This window comes from Pseudanabaena sp. PCC 6802, from assembly GCF_000332175.1.
GTDB lineage: Bacteria > Cyanobacteriota > Cyanobacteriia > Pseudanabaenales > Pseudanabaenaceae > PCC-6802.
In genome coordinates this window covers 123,278-140,932 of sequence record NZ_KB235910.1, presented here as the reverse complement: position 1 = coordinate 140,932, position 17,655 = coordinate 123,278, and the positions used below count along the sequence as shown (strand labels likewise).

General features: G+C 47.9%; 13 protein-coding genes. 9 read left to right on the top strand and 4 right to left on the bottom strand.

The genetic code is table 11. The annotated features are described in order from the left end of the window. Nucleotides 1-508 precede the first annotated feature (508 nt). On the bottom strand, nt 509-910 hold the full coding sequence (locus tag PSE6802_RS0100640) for a VOC family protein (protein WP_019498142.1): 402 nt from the start codon (nt 908-910) through the stop codon (nt 509-511). A gap of 388 nt (nt 911-1,298) precedes the next feature. Between PSE6802_RS0100640 and PSE6802_RS0100635 the strand changes: the two genes are divergently transcribed. The 6 genes from PSE6802_RS0100635 to PSE6802_RS0100610 all read left to right on the top strand — a co-directional run bounded on the left by PSE6802_RS0100635 (nt 1,299) and on the right by PSE6802_RS0100610 (nt 10,746). Beyond that, nucleotides 1,299-2,873: a ferredoxin--nitrite reductase gene (locus tag PSE6802_RS0100635; RefSeq protein WP_019498141.1), complete on the top strand. Its 1,575-nt coding sequence runs from the start codon at nt 1,299-1,301 to the stop codon at nt 2,871-2,873. A gap of 123 nt (nt 2,874-2,996) precedes the next feature. Next, nucleotides 2,997-4,349, top strand: a complete 1,353-nt coding sequence (locus tag PSE6802_RS0100630) for a CmpA/NrtA family ABC transporter substrate-binding protein (RefSeq protein ID WP_026102964.1) — start codon at nt 2,997-2,999, stop codon at nt 4,347-4,349. A gap of 107 nt (nt 4,350-4,456) precedes the next feature. Further along, complete coding sequence (gene ntrB / locus PSE6802_RS0100625) at nt 4,457-5,347, top strand: nitrate ABC transporter permease (protein WP_019498139.1); 891 nt, start codon at nt 4,457-4,459, stop codon at nt 5,345-5,347. Between the two features lie 114 nt (nt 5,348-5,461). After that, nucleotides 5,462-6,298: an ABC transporter ATP-binding protein gene (locus PSE6802_RS0100620; RefSeq protein ID WP_019498138.1), complete on the top strand. Its 837-nt coding sequence runs from the start codon at nt 5,462-5,464 to the stop codon at nt 6,296-6,298. Between the two features lie 165 nt (nt 6,299-6,463). Continuing rightward, a complete protein-coding gene (locus PSE6802_RS0100615) occupies nt 6,464-8,482 on the top strand; it encodes an ABC transporter ATP-binding/substrate-binding protein (RefSeq protein ID WP_019498137.1) in 2,019 nt (672 codons plus the stop codon). A 53-nt stretch (nt 8,483-8,535) separates the two neighbouring features. Further along, nucleotides 8,536-10,746 carry a molybdopterin oxidoreductase family protein gene (locus tag PSE6802_RS0100610; protein WP_026102963.1) on the top strand — a complete coding sequence of 737 codons (2,211 nt, stop codon included), beginning with the start codon at nt 8,536-8,538 and terminating at the stop codon, nt 10,744-10,746. 170 nt (nt 10,747-10,916) lie between these two features. On the opposite strand, the gene PSE6802_RS0100605 is transcribed toward PSE6802_RS0100610, so the two are convergent. Further along, nucleotides 10,917-12,383, bottom strand: a complete 1,467-nt coding sequence (locus PSE6802_RS0100605) for a Fic family protein (RefSeq protein ID WP_019498135.1) — start codon at nt 12,381-12,383, stop codon at nt 10,917-10,919. A 196-nt stretch (nt 12,384-12,579) separates the two neighbouring features. On the opposite strand from PSE6802_RS0100605, the gene PSE6802_RS32965 reads away from it, so the two are divergent. After that, complete coding sequence (locus PSE6802_RS32965) at nt 12,580-12,717, top strand: hypothetical protein (protein ID WP_019498134.1); 138 nt, start codon at nt 12,580-12,582, stop codon at nt 12,715-12,717. Between the two features lie 7 nt (nt 12,718-12,724). Next, nucleotides 12,725-13,219: a WbuC family cupin fold metalloprotein gene (locus PSE6802_RS0100595; protein ID WP_019498133.1), complete on the top strand. Its 495-nt coding sequence runs from the start codon at nt 12,725-12,727 to the stop codon at nt 13,217-13,219. A 2-nt stretch (nt 13,220-13,221) separates the two neighbouring features. Here the strand turns inward: PSE6802_RS0100595 and PSE6802_RS0100590 are convergent, their stop codons facing one another. Beyond that, nucleotides 13,222-13,776 (bottom strand): pyridoxamine 5'-phosphate oxidase family protein, encoded by a 555-nt coding sequence (locus tag PSE6802_RS0100590; protein ID WP_019498132.1) that lies wholly within the window; start codon nt 13,774-13,776, stop codon nt 13,222-13,224. 394 nt (nt 13,777-14,170) lie between these two features. On the opposite strand from PSE6802_RS0100590, the gene PSE6802_RS30605 reads away from it, so the two are divergent. Further along, the gene (locus tag PSE6802_RS30605) at nt 14,171-16,516 is read left to right on the top strand and encodes a protein kinase domain-containing protein (RefSeq protein ID WP_019498131.1); all 2,346 of its coding nucleotides are present in this window, start codon (nt 14,171-14,173) and stop codon (nt 16,514-16,516) included. A 245-nt stretch (nt 16,517-16,761) separates the two neighbouring features. Here PSE6802_RS30605 and PSE6802_RS0100580 read toward each other — a convergent pair whose 3' ends face one another. After that, nucleotides 16,762-17,655 carry a hypothetical protein gene (locus PSE6802_RS0100580; protein WP_019498130.1) on the bottom strand — a complete coding sequence of 298 codons (894 nt, stop codon included), beginning with the start codon at nt 17,653-17,655 and terminating at the stop codon, nt 16,762-16,764.

Here is a 17,655-nt window from a genome sequence, read left to right as displayed (position 1 = left end):
TAACCTCTTACCCCAACAATAGAGATCGGATTTGATGTGAATTAGAGATAGTCTGGTGCTCATATGTGACGGGATGGATGCTAAAAATCACTGTAAAACTTGCACTTTTATGCTGATGAAATTGCAACTTCTCAAGTTTACGTTTGCGGCCAAGCATTGCAATATAGTCGTGTCAAAAGCTAAGTTAAGCCATTAAGCTTCCTCTGGGTAGGGTTAGCAATTATTAACTAGTTGTTATGCCAATTACCTAATACAGCTCATAGGCAAAGATTCCTCGTGCAAAGGTTCTGCTTCCACCCGCAGTGCCTTTGTTTTTTATTGGAGGTGTATGGGGGGGTGGGGTTAGGGGTTAGGCGTTGGGCGTTGACGCAGGGGTTTAGCATTTGTCATGCATTTTTGCATTTGATGCTAAGGCTGTCGGACAAATGCTAAACCCTTACCCGTTCGTCACCGCCTACCCGTTCGTCACCGCCTACCCGTTCGTCACCGTCTACCCGTTCGTCACCGCCTATCCGTTCGTCACCATCGTAGGGGTTGAAGATTTTTGGACGATTTCGAGGAGGTTATTATCGGGGTCTGTCAAAAATACGATCCTTTGTCCCCAGGGCATTTGGGTTGGTGGTTTGATTATTTTGACGTGCTTTGCCATCAGGTCTTGGTAGACCGCATCTAGATCGCTTACGGTCATGGAGAGGAGGAAGGGGGTGCCACCAACTGGTTGTTGGGTGCGATCGCCAAATAATTCGTTTAACCAGGTGCGATCGTAGATGCCAATTTTTAAGCAGCCACTGCGCCCTTCGCAGCCGCTATCTTTGGGCAGCTTTTTAAACTCAAACCCCAAAATATCTCGATAAAATGCAACCGATCGCGCCACATCTGAAACAAAGAGGGCTATATAGTCAATTTCCATGCGATACCTGAATTGCTAGTTAACGATCCCAAGATAAATGACACAAAAGTTTACAGGTAGGCTAGCTCCTAATATCGAGTAATTTTTAGGGGTTGCGTAAAAGGGCGATCGCTCGCAAATCCCCGAAGCTATTGGTTTTGGGAGTCAGTCAAAATTGCCCTATCAAATTAATTGCAATAACTGCATTATTTTTACGATCTTTTTACATATTGCGTAATGTTTTGTAACAATAAATACTAATTCCCATGCCGACGATCGGTAACTTGGCATATGTGAAAAGTTTTTCAAACCAGGTTCAGTACTTAGCAAGACCTGAATCTGGGCTTGGAGATGCAAGCACTGTATCGCGCTCATTGAGTTTTTTGTCTAGGAAATATATATACCCTAAATGGCAAACAAGTTTGAAGATATGAAGGCGACCAAAGATGGTCTAGCCGTGAAAGCGGAACTAGAGCACTTTGCCAAGATTGGTTGGGAGGCGATCGACAAAGACGATCTAGAGCATCGCCTGAAGTGGGTAGGTGTGTTCTTTCGCAAAACTACGCCTGGCAAGTTCATGCTGCGGATGCGCATACCCAACGGTGTTTTGACGAGCGCGCAAATGCGGACGCTAGCTAGTGTGGTAGAGCGCTGCGGTGAGGACGGTGTCGCCGATATTACGACGCGCCAGAATATTCAGATGCGCGGCATTCGCATTGAAGACATAGTTGATATTTTTGAGAGGTTCCGCATCGTCGGTCTCACCAGCGTACAGTCCGGTATGGACAACGTGCGCAATATTACTGGTTCTCCCGTAGCAGGCATCGACGCGGACGAACTGTACGACACCAGAGAACTAGCTCGACAGGTGCAAGCCGCGATTACTAACAACGGTGAAGGGAATCCAGAATTTACGAATCTGCCTCGTAAGTTCAATATCGCGATCGCGGGATGCAAAGATAACTCCACCCATGCCGAAATCAACGATATCGCCTTCATTCCTGCGTTTATGGAATCGCTGGAAACGGGCGAGCGTAACTTTGGCTTCAATGTCCTGGTGGGTGGATTTTTCTCCTCCAAGCGCGTTGCCGAAGCAGTGCCGATGAATGTCTGGGTTACACCGGAAGAAGTGGTCGATCTTTGTCAAGCCATTCTGATCGTGTTTCGGGATAACGGCTCCAGACAAAACCGCCAGCAAAGTCGGCTCATGTATTTGATCGATGAATGGGGTTTAGAGAGATTTCGCACCGAAGTGGAAAAACAATTAGGGCATTCTCTTTCCCCTGCTGCTCCCAAGGATGAAATTGTTTGGGAAAAGCGAGATCATATCGGCGTTCACAAGCAACAGCAGGTGGGATTTAACTACGTCGGCCTGCAAGTACCCGTTGGTCGCATCTACGCGCCTGACATGTACGAGTTTGCCCGCTTAGCCGATGAATATGGCAAGAGCGAAATTCGCCTCACGGTCGAACAAAATCTGATTATCCCCTACATCCCCGATGCCAAACTGGATGCTTTCTTGAGCGAGCCGCTCCTGCAAAAATTCTCAGTTGCACCTACCAATCTGCGGCGATCGCTGGTATCCTGCACGGGCAATCAGTTTTGCCCCGTGGCAATTATCGAAACCAAGAATCGCGCCTTGGAGTTAATCGAGCAGCTAGAAGCAGATTTAAACGTACCCAAGTCAGTGCGAATTCATTGGAGCGGTTGCCCCAATTCCTGCGGCCAGCCTCAGGTTGCTGACATTGGCTTTTCTGGATGCAAGACCAAGAAAGATGGTAAAGTTGTAGATGGAGTTGACATCTACATGGGTGGTAAGGTCGGGAAAGGTGCCCATCTCGGTGAGTGCGTGATGGAGAAGGTGCCGTGTGAAGATCTCAGAGAAGTAGTTGGTAAGCTTCTCATAGATAACTTTGGTGCCTCGCCAAAGCAAGGGGCAGATGAGCGATCGAATGCGAACCTCCAGTTAGCTGGTATTACCTAACACCAATACTTTCAGCCCCCTAGACTCGCCACGAAAGTATTATCCCTATAGTTCTTAAGCTAGGAATTATAGAATCTCCAAACCCAGATGAAGAACATCGAAATTAGAAGGACTAAATAAAGAATGAGCAAGCTCTCAAGACGGAAATTTATTGCTACGGCTGGTGTGACGGCATTAAGTACGGTTGCGATTCACGGATGTGCAGGGCCATCTGCGACTGAATCTACTAGTTCGGCGACTTCCCCCTCCCCCAAGTCAGATACTACCGCTACCTCCTCGACGACAACAACAACGAGTACTGCTATTACTCCTGAAGTCACAACCGCAAAGCTAGGGTTTATTGCTCTTACTGATGCCTCTCCGCTGATTATTGCGAAAGAAAAAGGTTTCTTTGAGAAGTACGGCATGAAGGACGTGCAAGTTGTCAAGCAAGCATCCTGGGGCACTACTCGCGATAATATCGTGCTTGGTTCTGAGGGCGGCGGCATTGATGGCGCGCACATCCTCACCCCCATGCCTTATCTGATCTCTGAGGGTAAGGTCACCAATGGGAAAAAGGTGCCTATGTATATCCTGGCTCGCCTCAATATCAATGGGCAAGGGATTTCAGTCGCAAACGACTTCAAAGAGGCGAAGATCGGCCTCAAGAATGACAAACTTAAGGAAGTATTTGCTAAGGTCAAAGCCGGTGGGAAGGATGTAAAGTGTGCCGTCACTTTCCCAGGCGGTACGCACGACCTCTGGATGCGCTACTGGCTAGCTGCGAATGGTATTAACCCCGATGTAGATGTTTCTACAATAGTAGTACCACCGCCTCAGATGGTGGCGAACATGAAAGCTGGTAACATGCAGGCTTTCTGTGTGGGCGAGCCTTGGAACGCGCGCTTAGTCGCACAGCAATCTGGCTATACGGCGCTGGTAACTGGCGAACTGTGGAAAGATCACCCCGAAAAATCGCTTGCGTTGCGAGCAGACTGGGTGGATAAAAATCCCAAAGCTGCGCAAGCTTTACTCATGGCTGTGATGGAAGCCCAGGTTTGGTGTGATAAGCCAGAGAACAAAGAAGAAATGTGCAAGATCGTCGGAGCGGACAAGTGGCTGAAGGTGCCGCCCGCCGAAATCCTCGGTCGCCTGCAAGGCAAAGTGGATTACGGCGATGGTAGAACCGCAGAAATTCCAGACATTTCCATGAAGTTCTGGAGGGATAATGCCTCCTATCCATTTAAGAGCCACGATCTGTGGTTTGTGGTCGAGGATATGCGTTGGGGATATTTCCCTGCGAATACCGATGCCAAGAAACTGGTGGATGCTGTCAACCGCGAAGACATATGGCAAGCTGCTGCTAAGGCACTGAAGCTGGAAGCAGACATTCCCAAGAGTACCTCCCGTGGTGTTGAGACTTTCTTTGATGGCGTGAAGTTCGATCCTGAGAAACCCGATGAATATCTAAAGGGACTCAAGATCAAAAAGGCTTAGATTTCGCAGCAGGATTTCCACTAGAGTATAACCTGGCGGAAATCCTGACTTCCCTCATTGACTGGTTACTACCACTAATTAAACATCCACAACAGGAGAGACATCATATGGCAACAGGAAGCCTGACTTCCAAAAAAACTCTGCTTACAAAAGAAGTTAAGGAATGGCTTCAAGATAAAGCAGGGTTTATTATTCCGCCAGCGATCGCATTTGCGGTTCTTTTGTTTATTTGGCAGGCTCTCTGTTCTGGCCCCAAACCACCCCTACCTCCACCATCAAAAGTAATTGCCGATACATACCTATTAATTATTTATCCCTTTTTTGACAGTAAAGTTAACAAGGTGGAGGGACTAGAGATTGATAAAGGCATGGGATGGCTGGTTTTAAACAGTCTCAGGCGCGTGGGGTTTGGGTACTCCGCTGCGGTTGTAGCTGGAGTCGGCTTGGGAATTGTCATTGGCACTAGCAAATTGCTGTATCGTGCTTTCGACCCGATTTTCCAGGTACTCCGCACGATCCCGCCGCTGGCATGGTTGCCGATCGCTCTAGCAGGGTTTCAAGCTCTGACCGAACAGCTTAAAGCCATCGGAGTAGAGGTTAGCGAGGCCGCTGCCATTTTCGTCATCTTTATTACGTCTGTCTGGCCGATTTTGATGAACACGGCGATCGGCGTGCAGCAAGTACCGCAGGACTACCGCAACGTTTCCAAGGTATTGCGTTTATCAAAGATCGAGTATTTCTTCACGATTTTGGTACCTTCCGCTGCGCCCTATATATTCACAGGGTTGCGGATTGCTGTGGGTCTTTCCTGGTTGGCAATTGTAGCGGCAGAAATGTTAACGGGTGGTGTAGGAATTGGCTTCTTTATCTGGGATAGTTATAACAGTGGCAAGTTTAGCGAACTGATTCTAGCCCTGGGATACATTGGTATTGTTGGCTTCCTACTTGATAAACTGATTTTTTATGTCAGCAAGTTTGCAGTTCAATCAGATAGCTAAGAGACTCCATAGATAGGGCGGGCAGGCTTCACTTTACAACAGCGATCGCCCAACCAATCCCATCTATTCAAATTCTAGATTTTTGGCATCTATAGGCATTTTTATTTTTACACTATGCAAACTCTCAATCTGGCCAATCGCACTCAGAGAAAGAACCGAGATCCTTTCCTCGCTATTGATGGTGTTTCCAAAATTTACCCGACACCCAAAGGTCCTTACCCGGTCTTGCAAGATATCAATCTCACAATTTATGAGGGTGAATTTATCTGCGTGATCGGTCACTCTGGCTGCGGTAAAACTACTTTACTCAACATGGTCGCTGGATTTAATAAACCAACGACAGGTGAAATCTGCTTAAAATCCAAGCCCATCACCAGGCCAGGCCCCGATCGCATGGTCGTTTTTCAAAACTACTCTTTGCTACCCTGGTTAACTGCGCTGGAAAACGTTTACCTTGCCGTGAAAAAGGTTTACCCCCGCAAGTCCAGGCAGGAAAAAATGCAGATTGCCAAGCAGAACTTGGAAATGGTCGGATTGACGGAGGCAATGAATAAGAAGCCCAAACAACTGTCGGGTGGGATGAAGCAAAGAGTCTCGATCGCTCGCGCCCTTTCCATCCGACCGGAAGTTCTGATTTTAGACGAACCATTTGGCGCGCTCGACCCCATCACCCGCGAAGAACTGCAAGAAGAGTTACTCAAAATTTGGCAAGAACATCGCGTGACGGCACTGATGATTACCCATGAAATTGACGAAGCGCTCTTTCTCGCCGATCGCATCGTGATGATGACCAATGGCCCTGCCGCAACATTGGGAGAGGTATTAGAGGTGCCCTTTGCGCGTCCGCGCGATCGCAAAGCCATCATGGACGATCCTCGCTTCTATACCCTCAGAAACTATATTCTTGACTTCCTCTATCATCGTTTTGCCCTTGACGACGAAGCTGATTAGGTATAGCGGTTTTCAGATCGGAAAGAGTAGGGGGTTTGGGGGCGTTGCCCCCAGGTCGGGGTTCCACCCCTTCACCCCAAAAATAAAACCCGTTCTCAAGTGAAAGCTGCTATAGCTTTCAGCGGTCAGCTTTTTTCAGAATCATTCATATAGATAAAGAATCCTATGAATCCCTCTTGCGCTCTTCCTACTAAGCCCACATTTCTGGAGATCGATCACATCGATCGCGTATTTCCCACCAAACAAGGAGATTACATCGCCATTAAAGATGTGTACCTCAAAGTTGAAGAGGGTGAGTTTGTTTGTATCGTCGGGCACTCCGGCTGCGGTAAATCTACGATTTTGAATATTCTGGCGGGTTTGGATCGCGCCTCTGCGGGTGGTATCGTACTGGATGGGAAAGAAGTACACGATCCCGGCCCGGATCGGATGGTGGTATTTCAGAACCATTCCCTTTTGCCCTGGCTAACGGTACGCCAGAATATTGCCCTCGGCGTTAATCGCGTCTTCAAACACCTGCGCAAACCCGAACGTGCCCGCATTGTCGAAGAGCATATCCAAATTGTGGGTCTGAGTCATGCCGCCGACAAATATCCTCGCGAGATTTCGGGTGGGATGAAACAACGGGTAGGGATCGCCAGGGCTTTAGCGCTTCGTCCCAGGCTGCTGCTGCTCGACGAACCGTTTGGCGCGCTCGATGCCCTCACGCGCGGTCGCCTGCAAGAGAAGCTGATGGAAATTTGCAACCAGTATCGCATCTCGGCGGTGATGATTACCCACGATGTCGATGAAGCGTTGTTACTGAGCGATCGCATTGTCCTCATGACTAATGGGCCATCTGCCAATGTCGGCAAGATTCTCGAAGTGGATATGCCTCGCCCGCGCCAGCGCATGGATGTGGTTAACCATCCCAGCTACTATCGCATCAGAAGCGAAGTGGTGGAATTTTTAGATCGGCAAAAGAAAGTCAAAGCCGAGCGTACCAAGCGGCAGCAGGTGGCAGCAATTTCGCGCGGCAATATCGAAAAGACCAATCTGGCGATTGGTTTTATTCCACTCACCGACTGCGCCCCGTTTGCGATCGCGCTGGAAAAGGGCATATTCGCCAAACACGGTCTTGAAGTAGCGCTGACCAGGGAAAGTAGCTGGAATAGTATTGCTGAAGGTATTAGAGAAGGTCGATTGGATGCAGCTCAAATGGTAACGGGTATGCCATTGGCTTTGACCATGGGGCTTGGCAATCAGCCACCATTACCAACCATTGCCTCCCTCACGCTCAGCCGTAACGGTAATGCGATTACTCTCAGCAAGTTCCTTTACGAAGCAGGAGTTCGCGATCTAGCTACTCTGAAGCAATTCATAGATCGAAATAAAGACAAAAAACCACTAACATTTGGGATGGTGCACCCAGCTTCAATGCACAATCTGATGTTGCGTCATTGGTTAGCGAGTGGAGGAATCGATCCTAACCGGGATGTAGAGATTATCGTCATCCCACCACCGCAGATGGTATCAAATTTGATCGCTGGTAATATTGCGGGTTATTGCGTAGGAGAGCCGTGGAACTCCCGTGCTGTTCAGGAAGAAAATGCTGGATTTATAGTTGCTACAGATCTTGACATTTGGCCGAACCATCCGGAAAAAGTACTGGGAGTGAGAGAGGATTGGGCAGAGCAGTACCCCAACACGCACTTAGCCTTAGTCAAGGCTTTATTGGAAGCTTGCCAGTTCTGCCAGTCTGGGGATAATCGCGATGAGGCTTTGGGTGTGATTTCCCAGCCTCAATATCTTAACCTTCACCCCCTATTTGTGCGCCCAGGATTTGCAGGGCCATTACGTACTGGTAGAGGTAAATCTTTGTATCTCACGAATTTCAATCAATTCTTATTAGATAACATGCCTCGCATGGACGAGCAGACCTGGATACTTGCTCAAATGGCTCGTTGGGGAATAGCTCCTTTCCCTGAAAGCTATCAAGAGCTACTCAATAGAGTCGTGCAACCCAGTGTCTATCGACAGGCTGCTGAGGACTTGGAAATTCCCATTGCCCCTGCTTCTATGGCTCCGATTACATTAGCTGACGGTAGCACGTTCGATCCCACCGCTCCAGTTCAAGCCATAGCTCATGCCAAGTTCTCTCAGTTCGCAGCGAATACCCAGTTAGTCGAGAATGGCGTTTTATAGTATAAGTCGCTACCTAATTCATGAACTTTTGAATTGCTTGAGAAAATATTTAGATGGGTGATTCTTTCAAGACATTGTGTCCTTATTGTGGTGTTGGGTGTGGACTGGAAGTATCTCCACCTGCTGAATCTGGTAAGGGAGTAAGCCGAGATGAAGAAGGAACGCCAGTCTGGCGGGTAAGGGGCGATCGCGCTCACCCCTCTAGTGAAGGGATGGTTTGCGTAAAAGGGGCAACCATTGCTGAATCTCTGCACAAGAGCCGCCTTCTACATCCCATGATGAGAGATTCCCTAGATGAACCATTTCGACAAGTCAGTTGGGATGAAGCTCTCAATTGTATTGTGGCACGCATTCAAACCGTGCGATTTACACAAGGAGCAGATGCCATTTGCATGTACGGGTCGGGACAATTTCAAACCCAAGATTACTATGTCGCGCAAAAGCTTTTAAAAGGCTGTTTGGGTACTAACAACTTTGATGCCAACTCCAGACTTTGCATGTCGTCTGCTGTGGCGGGTTATACTCAAAGCTTTGGCACAGATGGCCCGCCCTGCTGCTACGAAGACTTAGACCTCACTGACTGTGCGTTTTTAATTGGCACCAATACCGCTGAGTGTCATCCCATTATTTTCAATCGCTTCCGCAAGAACCACAAGAAAAATCACAACGTTAAGCTCATTGTAGTCGATCCGCGTTGCACTGAAACAGCTCAAGTTGCCGACCTGCACTTAGCCATCAAACCAGGTACAGATATCGATCTCCTGAATGGTATTGCCCATATTCTGATGCGAGATGGACATATTGAGACCCTCTTTATGGATGAATGTACTCAAGGGTTTAACGATTACGCCCAAGTCATCTCGCACTACGATCCGGAAATTGTGGCGCAGACATGCGGTATTTCCGTTAGCGATCTAGAGAAGGCAGCGCAGTATTGGGCAAAATCGCAAAGGGTGCTTTCGCTCTGGTCGATGGGAATTAATCAGTCCTCCGAAGGTACAGCTAAGGTACGTACCCTGATTAACTTGCACCTGATGACCGCCCAAATTGGTAAACCTGGGGCTGGGCCATTTTCGCTAACAGGACAACCTAATGCTATGGGCGGTCGGGAAGCTGGCGGTCTCTCCCACATTTTGCCCGGTTATCGACTGGTCAAAAATCCCGTACATCGTGCTGAGGTGGAAGAACTATGGGGACTTCCTCCTGGCAGAATTTCAGCTAAACCCGGACTTACCGTTTGGGATATGATTTTAGGATTGGAAACTGGAGATGTAGGTTTCGTTTGGATTTCAGCTACCAATCCGGTTGTGAGCATGCCTGATTTGGAACGGACAAAAGCAGCTTTATTGCGATCTCCATTTACAGTTTACCAGGACGCTTACTATCCTACTGAGACAGCAGAATTCGCCCATGTCTTGTTACCAGCGGCACAATGGAGTGAAAAAACAGGGATGATGACCAATTCCGAACGGAGGGTCACGTTATGCCCTCAGTTTCGGCAACCTCCCGGCGAAGCTCGTCCCGATTGGGAAGTTTTTGCTGAGGTCGGTCGCCGTTTGGGATTTGCGGATCGGTTTAAATTTACCGACGCAGCCCAGGTTTTTGCTGAATTTACCGAATTCACTCGCGATCGCCCTTGCGATCAAACTGGAATTACCTACGAGCGTTTAAGTCAAGAAGGCCCCCTCCAGTGGCCGTGTTCTGACAAAAACATCCACAGCCCAGATGAAACCTCTCGACTATATACCGATCTCCACTTTAATACGCCCGATGGCCGCGCTAGATTTGCGGCGTATCATTCGCGGGGATTGGCCGAACCTCCCGACCCCAATTACCCTTTTGTGCTTACTGTAGGGCGTTTGTACGGACACTGGCACACTCAAACGCGGACAGGTCGGATTGCCAAAATCCAAAAAATGCATCCAGCCCCTTTTATTGAGGTACATCCCCGCGATGCTAAAACAGTTGGCATTGCAGATGGAGAATGGGTGGAAGTGCGATCGCGTAGGGGCAAGTTACGTTTACCTGCGGTTGTGACCAAAAACATCGCACCAGGCACTGTATTTGTGCCCATGCATTGGGGTGCGCTGTGGGCAGATGATGCTGAAGCTAACGTACTGACTCATGCGGAAGCCTGCCCTGATTCCAAACAACCCGAACTCAAAGCCTGCGCAGTACAGCTTGTTCCACTTAAAACCGCTGCGGTTCAATCCACATCGACTGACTCTCAGATGGAATTAACTGTCTTAAAAACTCCATCCTGAATTGCGCGCCACAACTCGCCGCCCCAATTGTGCTGCCTTGTTTCCCATGTATAGCCATAGACAGATCTGTTAGGACAGGGGGTGTGGGGGCTGCGCCCCCCCGCAGGGGTGGAACCCCTGCACCCCGTCCTAAGCCTGTTGGCTATAGCTATAATAGCTTTCTACTACACTTAAATGCTCTTATTCCAATACTCTAAACCAGTCACAATTACATCTTCTAACCATTGTTTGAAACGTTCCACTAAATTCTCTTCTTCATCCGCGTAGGAAAACTGGAATGGAGAATCTGTCAAAGACTGAATATCACTAATATTACGCTCACCTTCTTCAGAGTCATCTCTATGGTAAGCACACGCAGTGCATACAAGTAATCCTCGATATTCATGTCCTAGAACATGAAACGAAAAAAGAAGCGTAGTTGATGTCTCTACATCAATAACTAATTGAATCCACGAATGGTAGTTACGAAGATTGGCAAAGTACCCCAACTGCTTAGCTGTTTCCACAACTTGGTAGCGATGGTAATATGAGTGAGTACCACCAGCAGCAGCAAAAACTGTAAAAACTTGGGCATCATCTACAAAATTCTGGACAGATAGCTTAATTTCATCAGCAACCTCTTGTAGACGAACAAGAGCTATATCAAACAAACTGGAAGCAAAGTTTTCTGCTTTATTACATCTTTCCTGAATAGATGCTGATTGATTTCGCTTTAATTTTTCAGCTATGGAGGAAATGACCACTTGAGTGCGCCGCGCCTCTGATAAGACTTGCTCCGATAATCCAAGGCTCTTTAAGAAAGCTTGCTTTTGACTCTTGGCGAAGAGATTAATCAGACTAGATAGATTACCTCGATCTGCTTCTTCCAAAGCCGCTATATAGACTGCTCGATCGTCACGAGTAAGAATCAAAGGGAACCAACTAGCCTGAATAAATACTAGACTTGCTAAACAACGAGCAACACGACCATTCCCATCTTGAAATGGGTGAATTTGTGTAAAGCGATGATGTAACCATGCAGCTTCAATTTCAGGAGGAACTTTCCGATCGCGATGTTGGTGATGTAACGCAATTAGTGTATCCATCTCGGATGTGACCTGCTCTGGAGGGCAGTATTCATGAACAGAACCATCTGGTCGCAAAGGATTATTGGGTTGATGTTTCCAGTCGCCTTTGATTAAAGAAACACGAAATATCCTCTCTGTAATTGGATCTAAGGCTTCTGTGCTGTCTTGGCTCTGAGTTAGCAGTTGATGCAACTGCTTAATATAAGAAGTTGATAGTGTCCTCTGTCCACCTACAAAATCAAACAATCCTTCAATTGCAGCTTCTTGATCTTTAATAAGGGAAACCACTTGCTTAACCGGACGATCCGTAGTTCCATGAGGAATTAGTGCTTCATTAATCCCCTGCTCAATTAGTAAGCGAGTAATACCACGATCTATTGTATATAGACGCTCAATTATCCCAGTTTCAATTGCTATTTCTCTACGTAGCTTCTCATTGAAAGCCCGAAATTCTCCAGATTGACGCAGACGATCTGCTTGCTCATCCCAAACAGTTACAAGAGGTGGCAATTCAGAACTTGCTAAATTTTGCCAATCTAGTGGTAAATCTTCTATTGGTTGCCACAACATAACTGTTTACTCACGCCACATACTTAAAAAACATTGTAGCAATGTAGATTGCAAGTGGTTCTTCTTCGGATGTGAGATGGGATTTGGGTTAAATACTCTTCTTGCGACACCGCAAAAAACTGGCGATCGCTACGACTAGCTCTTTACTGCTATAATTCATCCTTGCGATCGCGCTGAACTTTGCTAAAGTATCACCATGCCTGTCGATAACCTCTGCAAGTACCTGGCCGAGCAATCTCCCCGTCAATTCGTGCAATGGCTCATACCCAGCGCAGGAGCCTTGTTGGATTTTACTGCACCAGAGGATTTATCGAGTTGGTTGGAGCAAAATTAAGCTACTTATGGAAAACCCAATCGCACTCCTAACCCAATCTCTGCTCGATCGCGCGGGCGAGCAAGCTCGCTTAAATCCGCGCTTGCGCCAAAACCATAACCTCCACCAACTAACCGATCGGGTGCAGCGCTTCGTCAACGTGCTGCAACCAGGCACCTACGTGCGCCCCCACTGTCATCGTCGAGTAGCAGGCAGAAATGGGTTCGAGCTATTTGCAGTGCTCAGAGGAGAGCTAGGGCTGCTGATTCTAGATGAAACCGGAAATGTGGAGGAATATTTCCGCGTGGGTGGCGATCCGTGGGGATTGGAACTGGCGGAGGGAGTCTATCATACCCTGGTAGCTCTACAGCCAGACACAGCGATTCTAGAAATTAAGGAAGGCCCCTACGAAGCCGCCTCAGATAAAGACTTCCTACCGCATTTCCCTCTGGAGGGTACGGCAGAGGCAGCAGCCTTAGTACGGCTTTGGACGGGGTACTTCAGCGATCGCTCCTCACAATAAAGTCAATTCGACCCATTCTTCAGCAAATTGGTCGGTAACCCATCAATACTGAATTGATTTTTGCTGCTCCAATATTCCTGCAAGCCAAGATCGCCTTTTCCCTGCGCCCATGCGGTCAGCATTTCGCGTTCGCCCGCATAGTCGTACAGCGGTACGCCAAAACCGCAGGAGGTTTGGACGCTTTCAATGTCAATACTGATTATCTGCCTGGCACCGGGTGTAGCGGGGAATAGATCGTACATCTGAGGCCATTCGGCATCGCGAGGTCTGTAAATGTGCCCTTGACCGTAGAGGCGCAAAATCAGCGGTTGTGCAGTGAAACTACAAAACATCATGGTTATGCGTCCGTTTTCCTGCACGTGCGCGGAGGTTTCGTTGCCGCTACCCGTAAGGTCAAGGTACGCAAGAGCGTGATCGCTCAGGCAGCGCAAAGTATCGATCCCCTTAGGAGAAAGGTTTATGCGACCTTGCTGCGGTGCGGTGGCAACAAAAAAAATATGCTGCTGCACGATAAACTCTCGCAGTTCGGGGGTTAAGTAGGGATAGAACTTAGCCATATTTAATTTAGTTGAGATAGTTAAGATTAGTTAAGATTTAGCAGCGATCGCGGCAATCTGATAATCTAACTTGATTAATTTGCAAATTTGCAAAAGTATGCTACTCTCTGCGTGGCACAGCAGGGTACAAAAAACCCCCCCACCTGGAGTTGTCTGTGAGGGGTTGTGGTTTAGACAATTCTGACTCTAGTGCAGATGTGACCAAAACTGCTGTGCCTTATCTATCAGAAAATTTGCGAGCAATTTGGTATAATCTCCAGCCAGAAAATAAGCTGCTAAGATCGGGGTGTGATGCAGATCTTATTCTGCACGGGATTTCTGTCACTGCACCACGAGTTCCAAACACGTAAATTTTGATTGCATACACACCTGAGTATTAAGTTGAGGTGCAGTCATGGCCGCGATCGGACAGATTTTAAACGAACGCTACAGAATTATTAAAGCACTGGGAACGGGCGGTATGGGCTTAACCTATATTGCTGAAGATATGACCCTACCAGGTAGCCCCAAGTATGCAATTAAACATATGCATCCCATGCATACAGATCCCAATAGCATATCGACCTTTAGAACTCTTTTCAAACGGGAGGTCGATGCCTTAAGACAATTGAGCGATCACGACCGGATTCCACGGCTAATCGATGACTTTGAGCAGGAAGGGGAATTTTATCTTGTCCGAGAGTACATAGAAGGATATCCCTTACGAGTAGAAATGGCACTGGGGAATCGTTGGACAGAGCCTCAGGTAATTCAGATGCTCAAAGAGGTTCTCTCAATTTTAAGTTTCGTCCACAGCCAAGGTGTCATTCATCGCGATGTCAAACCCGATAATATTATTCGCCGTCAAGCAGATGGCAAGTTAGTATTGATTGACTTTGGAGCCGTGAAGCGGTTGAAAATGCAAACTGGAACAAGTGCACCGCTCGTAACCGCTACCAATGTAATTGGCACGTTTGGCTATATGGCAGCCGAGCAAGGACAGGGCAGGCCAAAGCTCAATAGCGATATTTATTCCCTAGGTATTGTAGGCATTCAAGGACTGACAGGAATGCTCCCCAGCCAACTTCAAGAGGACGAACAAACTGGAGAATTTGTGTGGCAGCATTTTGCCAAAGTCAGTCCCGAGCTATCAGCCATCCTCGCCAAAATGGTAAAAACTCATTTTAGGGATCGCTATCAATCGGCCACCGAAGTGCTGCAAGCCCTGGAACAAATTTCTCCTGTCCTGGTGAGAGCAAAGGCATCTTTTGCTGGAGAGCCAACTCTGAAAACTCCTAACTCCGTACCGCCTAACCTGCGGATATCAGCCAATGCTAGATATTCCGCATCATCCCCGTCGGAAAATTATATCTCGCAGCCAACCGTAGTTGCCAGTCAGACTTCTGAGCCTACCATAGTTTCTGAATCTACAATAGTTTCTGGTCAAGCCTTTGATCCCACTGAAGCTGCAGCAGTACATTCTACTAATGCAAAAACAGCCCAGTCGCCCGGTCATAGTAATCGCTCCACATCACCCTTAACACCACCAGCTAACATCCATTACAGTGGGAACGCTCAGCCACTGCCAGCTACGCCAGGCATTTCCCAGCCAGTCTCTCAGTCGGGATTTCCTCCCAGTCAACCTTTGTCATCACCTGCTAAACTTCAGCGGCGTGGGTTAAAGCGATTGGCGATCGCGGCTGGAGCCCTTGCGCTCATAGCTGGGGGAACAGTGTTTGGGCTAAGAGTAGCTGGTTTCCCAATCGTTAACCAAATACTTCCCACTCCAGCAGCAACGAAGTTAGTTGATGCTGGTGGCGATCGCAAGCTCACGATTGGTGTAATTACGACTAGAAACTTGACGAAGGATAACTACAAAGCCTTGGAACAGTTTCTCAAAAATGAGATGGGTAATGATGTCGGTTACGAAATTTCAACGGTTTCTATTAGAGGCGGACAGCAAGCAATTAACGAAGTCAAGCAGAAGCTTGCCAACAAAGAATGGGATATCGCATTTACATTTTTACCAACGCTTTCGATTGTAGCGCAGGACAATGGATATACATATGCAGCCAGATCGAACCCAGAGCGCAAACCATCTGAAGCAGTCTTTTTCGTTAGGGCAGACAGTCCCATTCAAAAATTTGATGACATTGTGGAAAATCCCAGTCTCAAAATTGCACTTGGCAACTTTGACAGTCCGCAAGCTTTCTACATACCGCTTTTCCATCTCTACGGCACAGCCCTACAAGCAAGCTATGACAACTCACCCAGAGAAATTTCTGATAAGGTCAAATCTGGTGTAGCAGATGTAGGTGTGGGTCGGGAAGATTCGATCTTTCGTCGCAATTCATCTGCACCACAGGTAAGGCAGGATAGATCGGAAACGGCCTCAGGCGATCGCACCACCTCCCCGGATGTTGATGTTCCTGTCAGCCCCAATCCTGGCGAGCGCAAGCCAATATTCAGAATTATTAAACCCCGGAATGAGGATATCCCAGTCCCGCCCGCTGGGGTCTACATTTCACCAAACCTGTCGCAACCGGAGCGCGAGTTGGTTGCAAAAACGCTACTGAAAGTACCTGCTGATATCCAGAAGGAAGCTCGATACGGACAAGGTGAAGAGCCTGATTATACATCTTTCCGTAGAGTTGCTAATCGGGTAAATGAAATCTTGAAATGTGCTGACTATCGCAACGAGCAACTGAGTTCAAATCAGTTCTACCCCGCTCGCTTTTACAAGCGTAATGGTTGTTCGTAACTGATGTTACGCGGAATCCTTATCTCCTTTAACCTATACGTACCCTCTATAAATAAGGGTCGCAGGGGCGTAGCCCCCGCTCTGGTTCTGTTCCCCTCTCCCTGAGGGAGAGGGGCTAGGGGTGAGGGTTTCGGGATCTTCCGCGTAAGGTGAGTTTGTAACTCGTTGCAATCTTAGGGTTTGAAGTCCGCCTTCGCGGACTTTATTTGTGTAGCCGCAACTTCCAGTCGTCAGGCAATCTTGCTTCAATTGGGATTCCCCTCTTCTACTAATTTATTCATGCCAACCGCCCTTAGAAGCCTCTGCATCATGACATTGCCAAAGTGTTGAACTTCTAGGAAATTGGCATTTTGACGTGCGGGTTTGTAAAGCTTAAACGCGCGCAATATGCCTAACGTGGCGGCGCTTTCCAGAGGCCCAACGAAACTGGTGTCGCGATCGCAAAAATGAGGCTGCTGTTGCCAATAAGCCATTTGCTCCTGATTCAAAAAGTAGCAGCCCGCATGGGGATTGCCTGCTTTTTGAAAAGATATCGACTGCTGCATCACCTCACCTGTAATTTCCGGTTGTTCCCATTGCGGGTGAAATTGAGCGACGAAATCGGGGTCGATGTCGCCGTCAATGTAGACTTTTTGGATACCATCGCCGATTGTCAGGGACAGTTCGTAGCGATTGGGTTGGAGCAAACTTTCTGACCCCGCTAATGCCGTAAACCAATCTAGCTTGGCAAACAACCAGGGGTCGCGCACGATCAGATCGTCTTCTAAAAAGCAATAGTAGTCGTACTTACCTAGATGCTCGGCCAGGAAAGCCTGACATTCAAACCCCAACAGCATTGGTTCGGCATTAGTAGCATGATGCTGGTAGGACTCAGCCGAAATTGGCAGCTTGTCGAGTACGTGCAAACCCTGCGTCGTGCAAATTACTAAATCGAGCGTGGCATCCTGGCACTGATTGGCATAAAAAAGACTAAACGGCGCAAAATGACCGAAATATTGAGCTTTACCAAATTGGTGGTGCAAAGCCGATATGCAATTGGTCAAGGCTTGAATGCGGGGCTTGGGATCTGGAGACACCGAACCATACTGATGGTCGCCATCTGGGTTGTAAAAATGAGGGATCGTAACTAGAATGCGCAT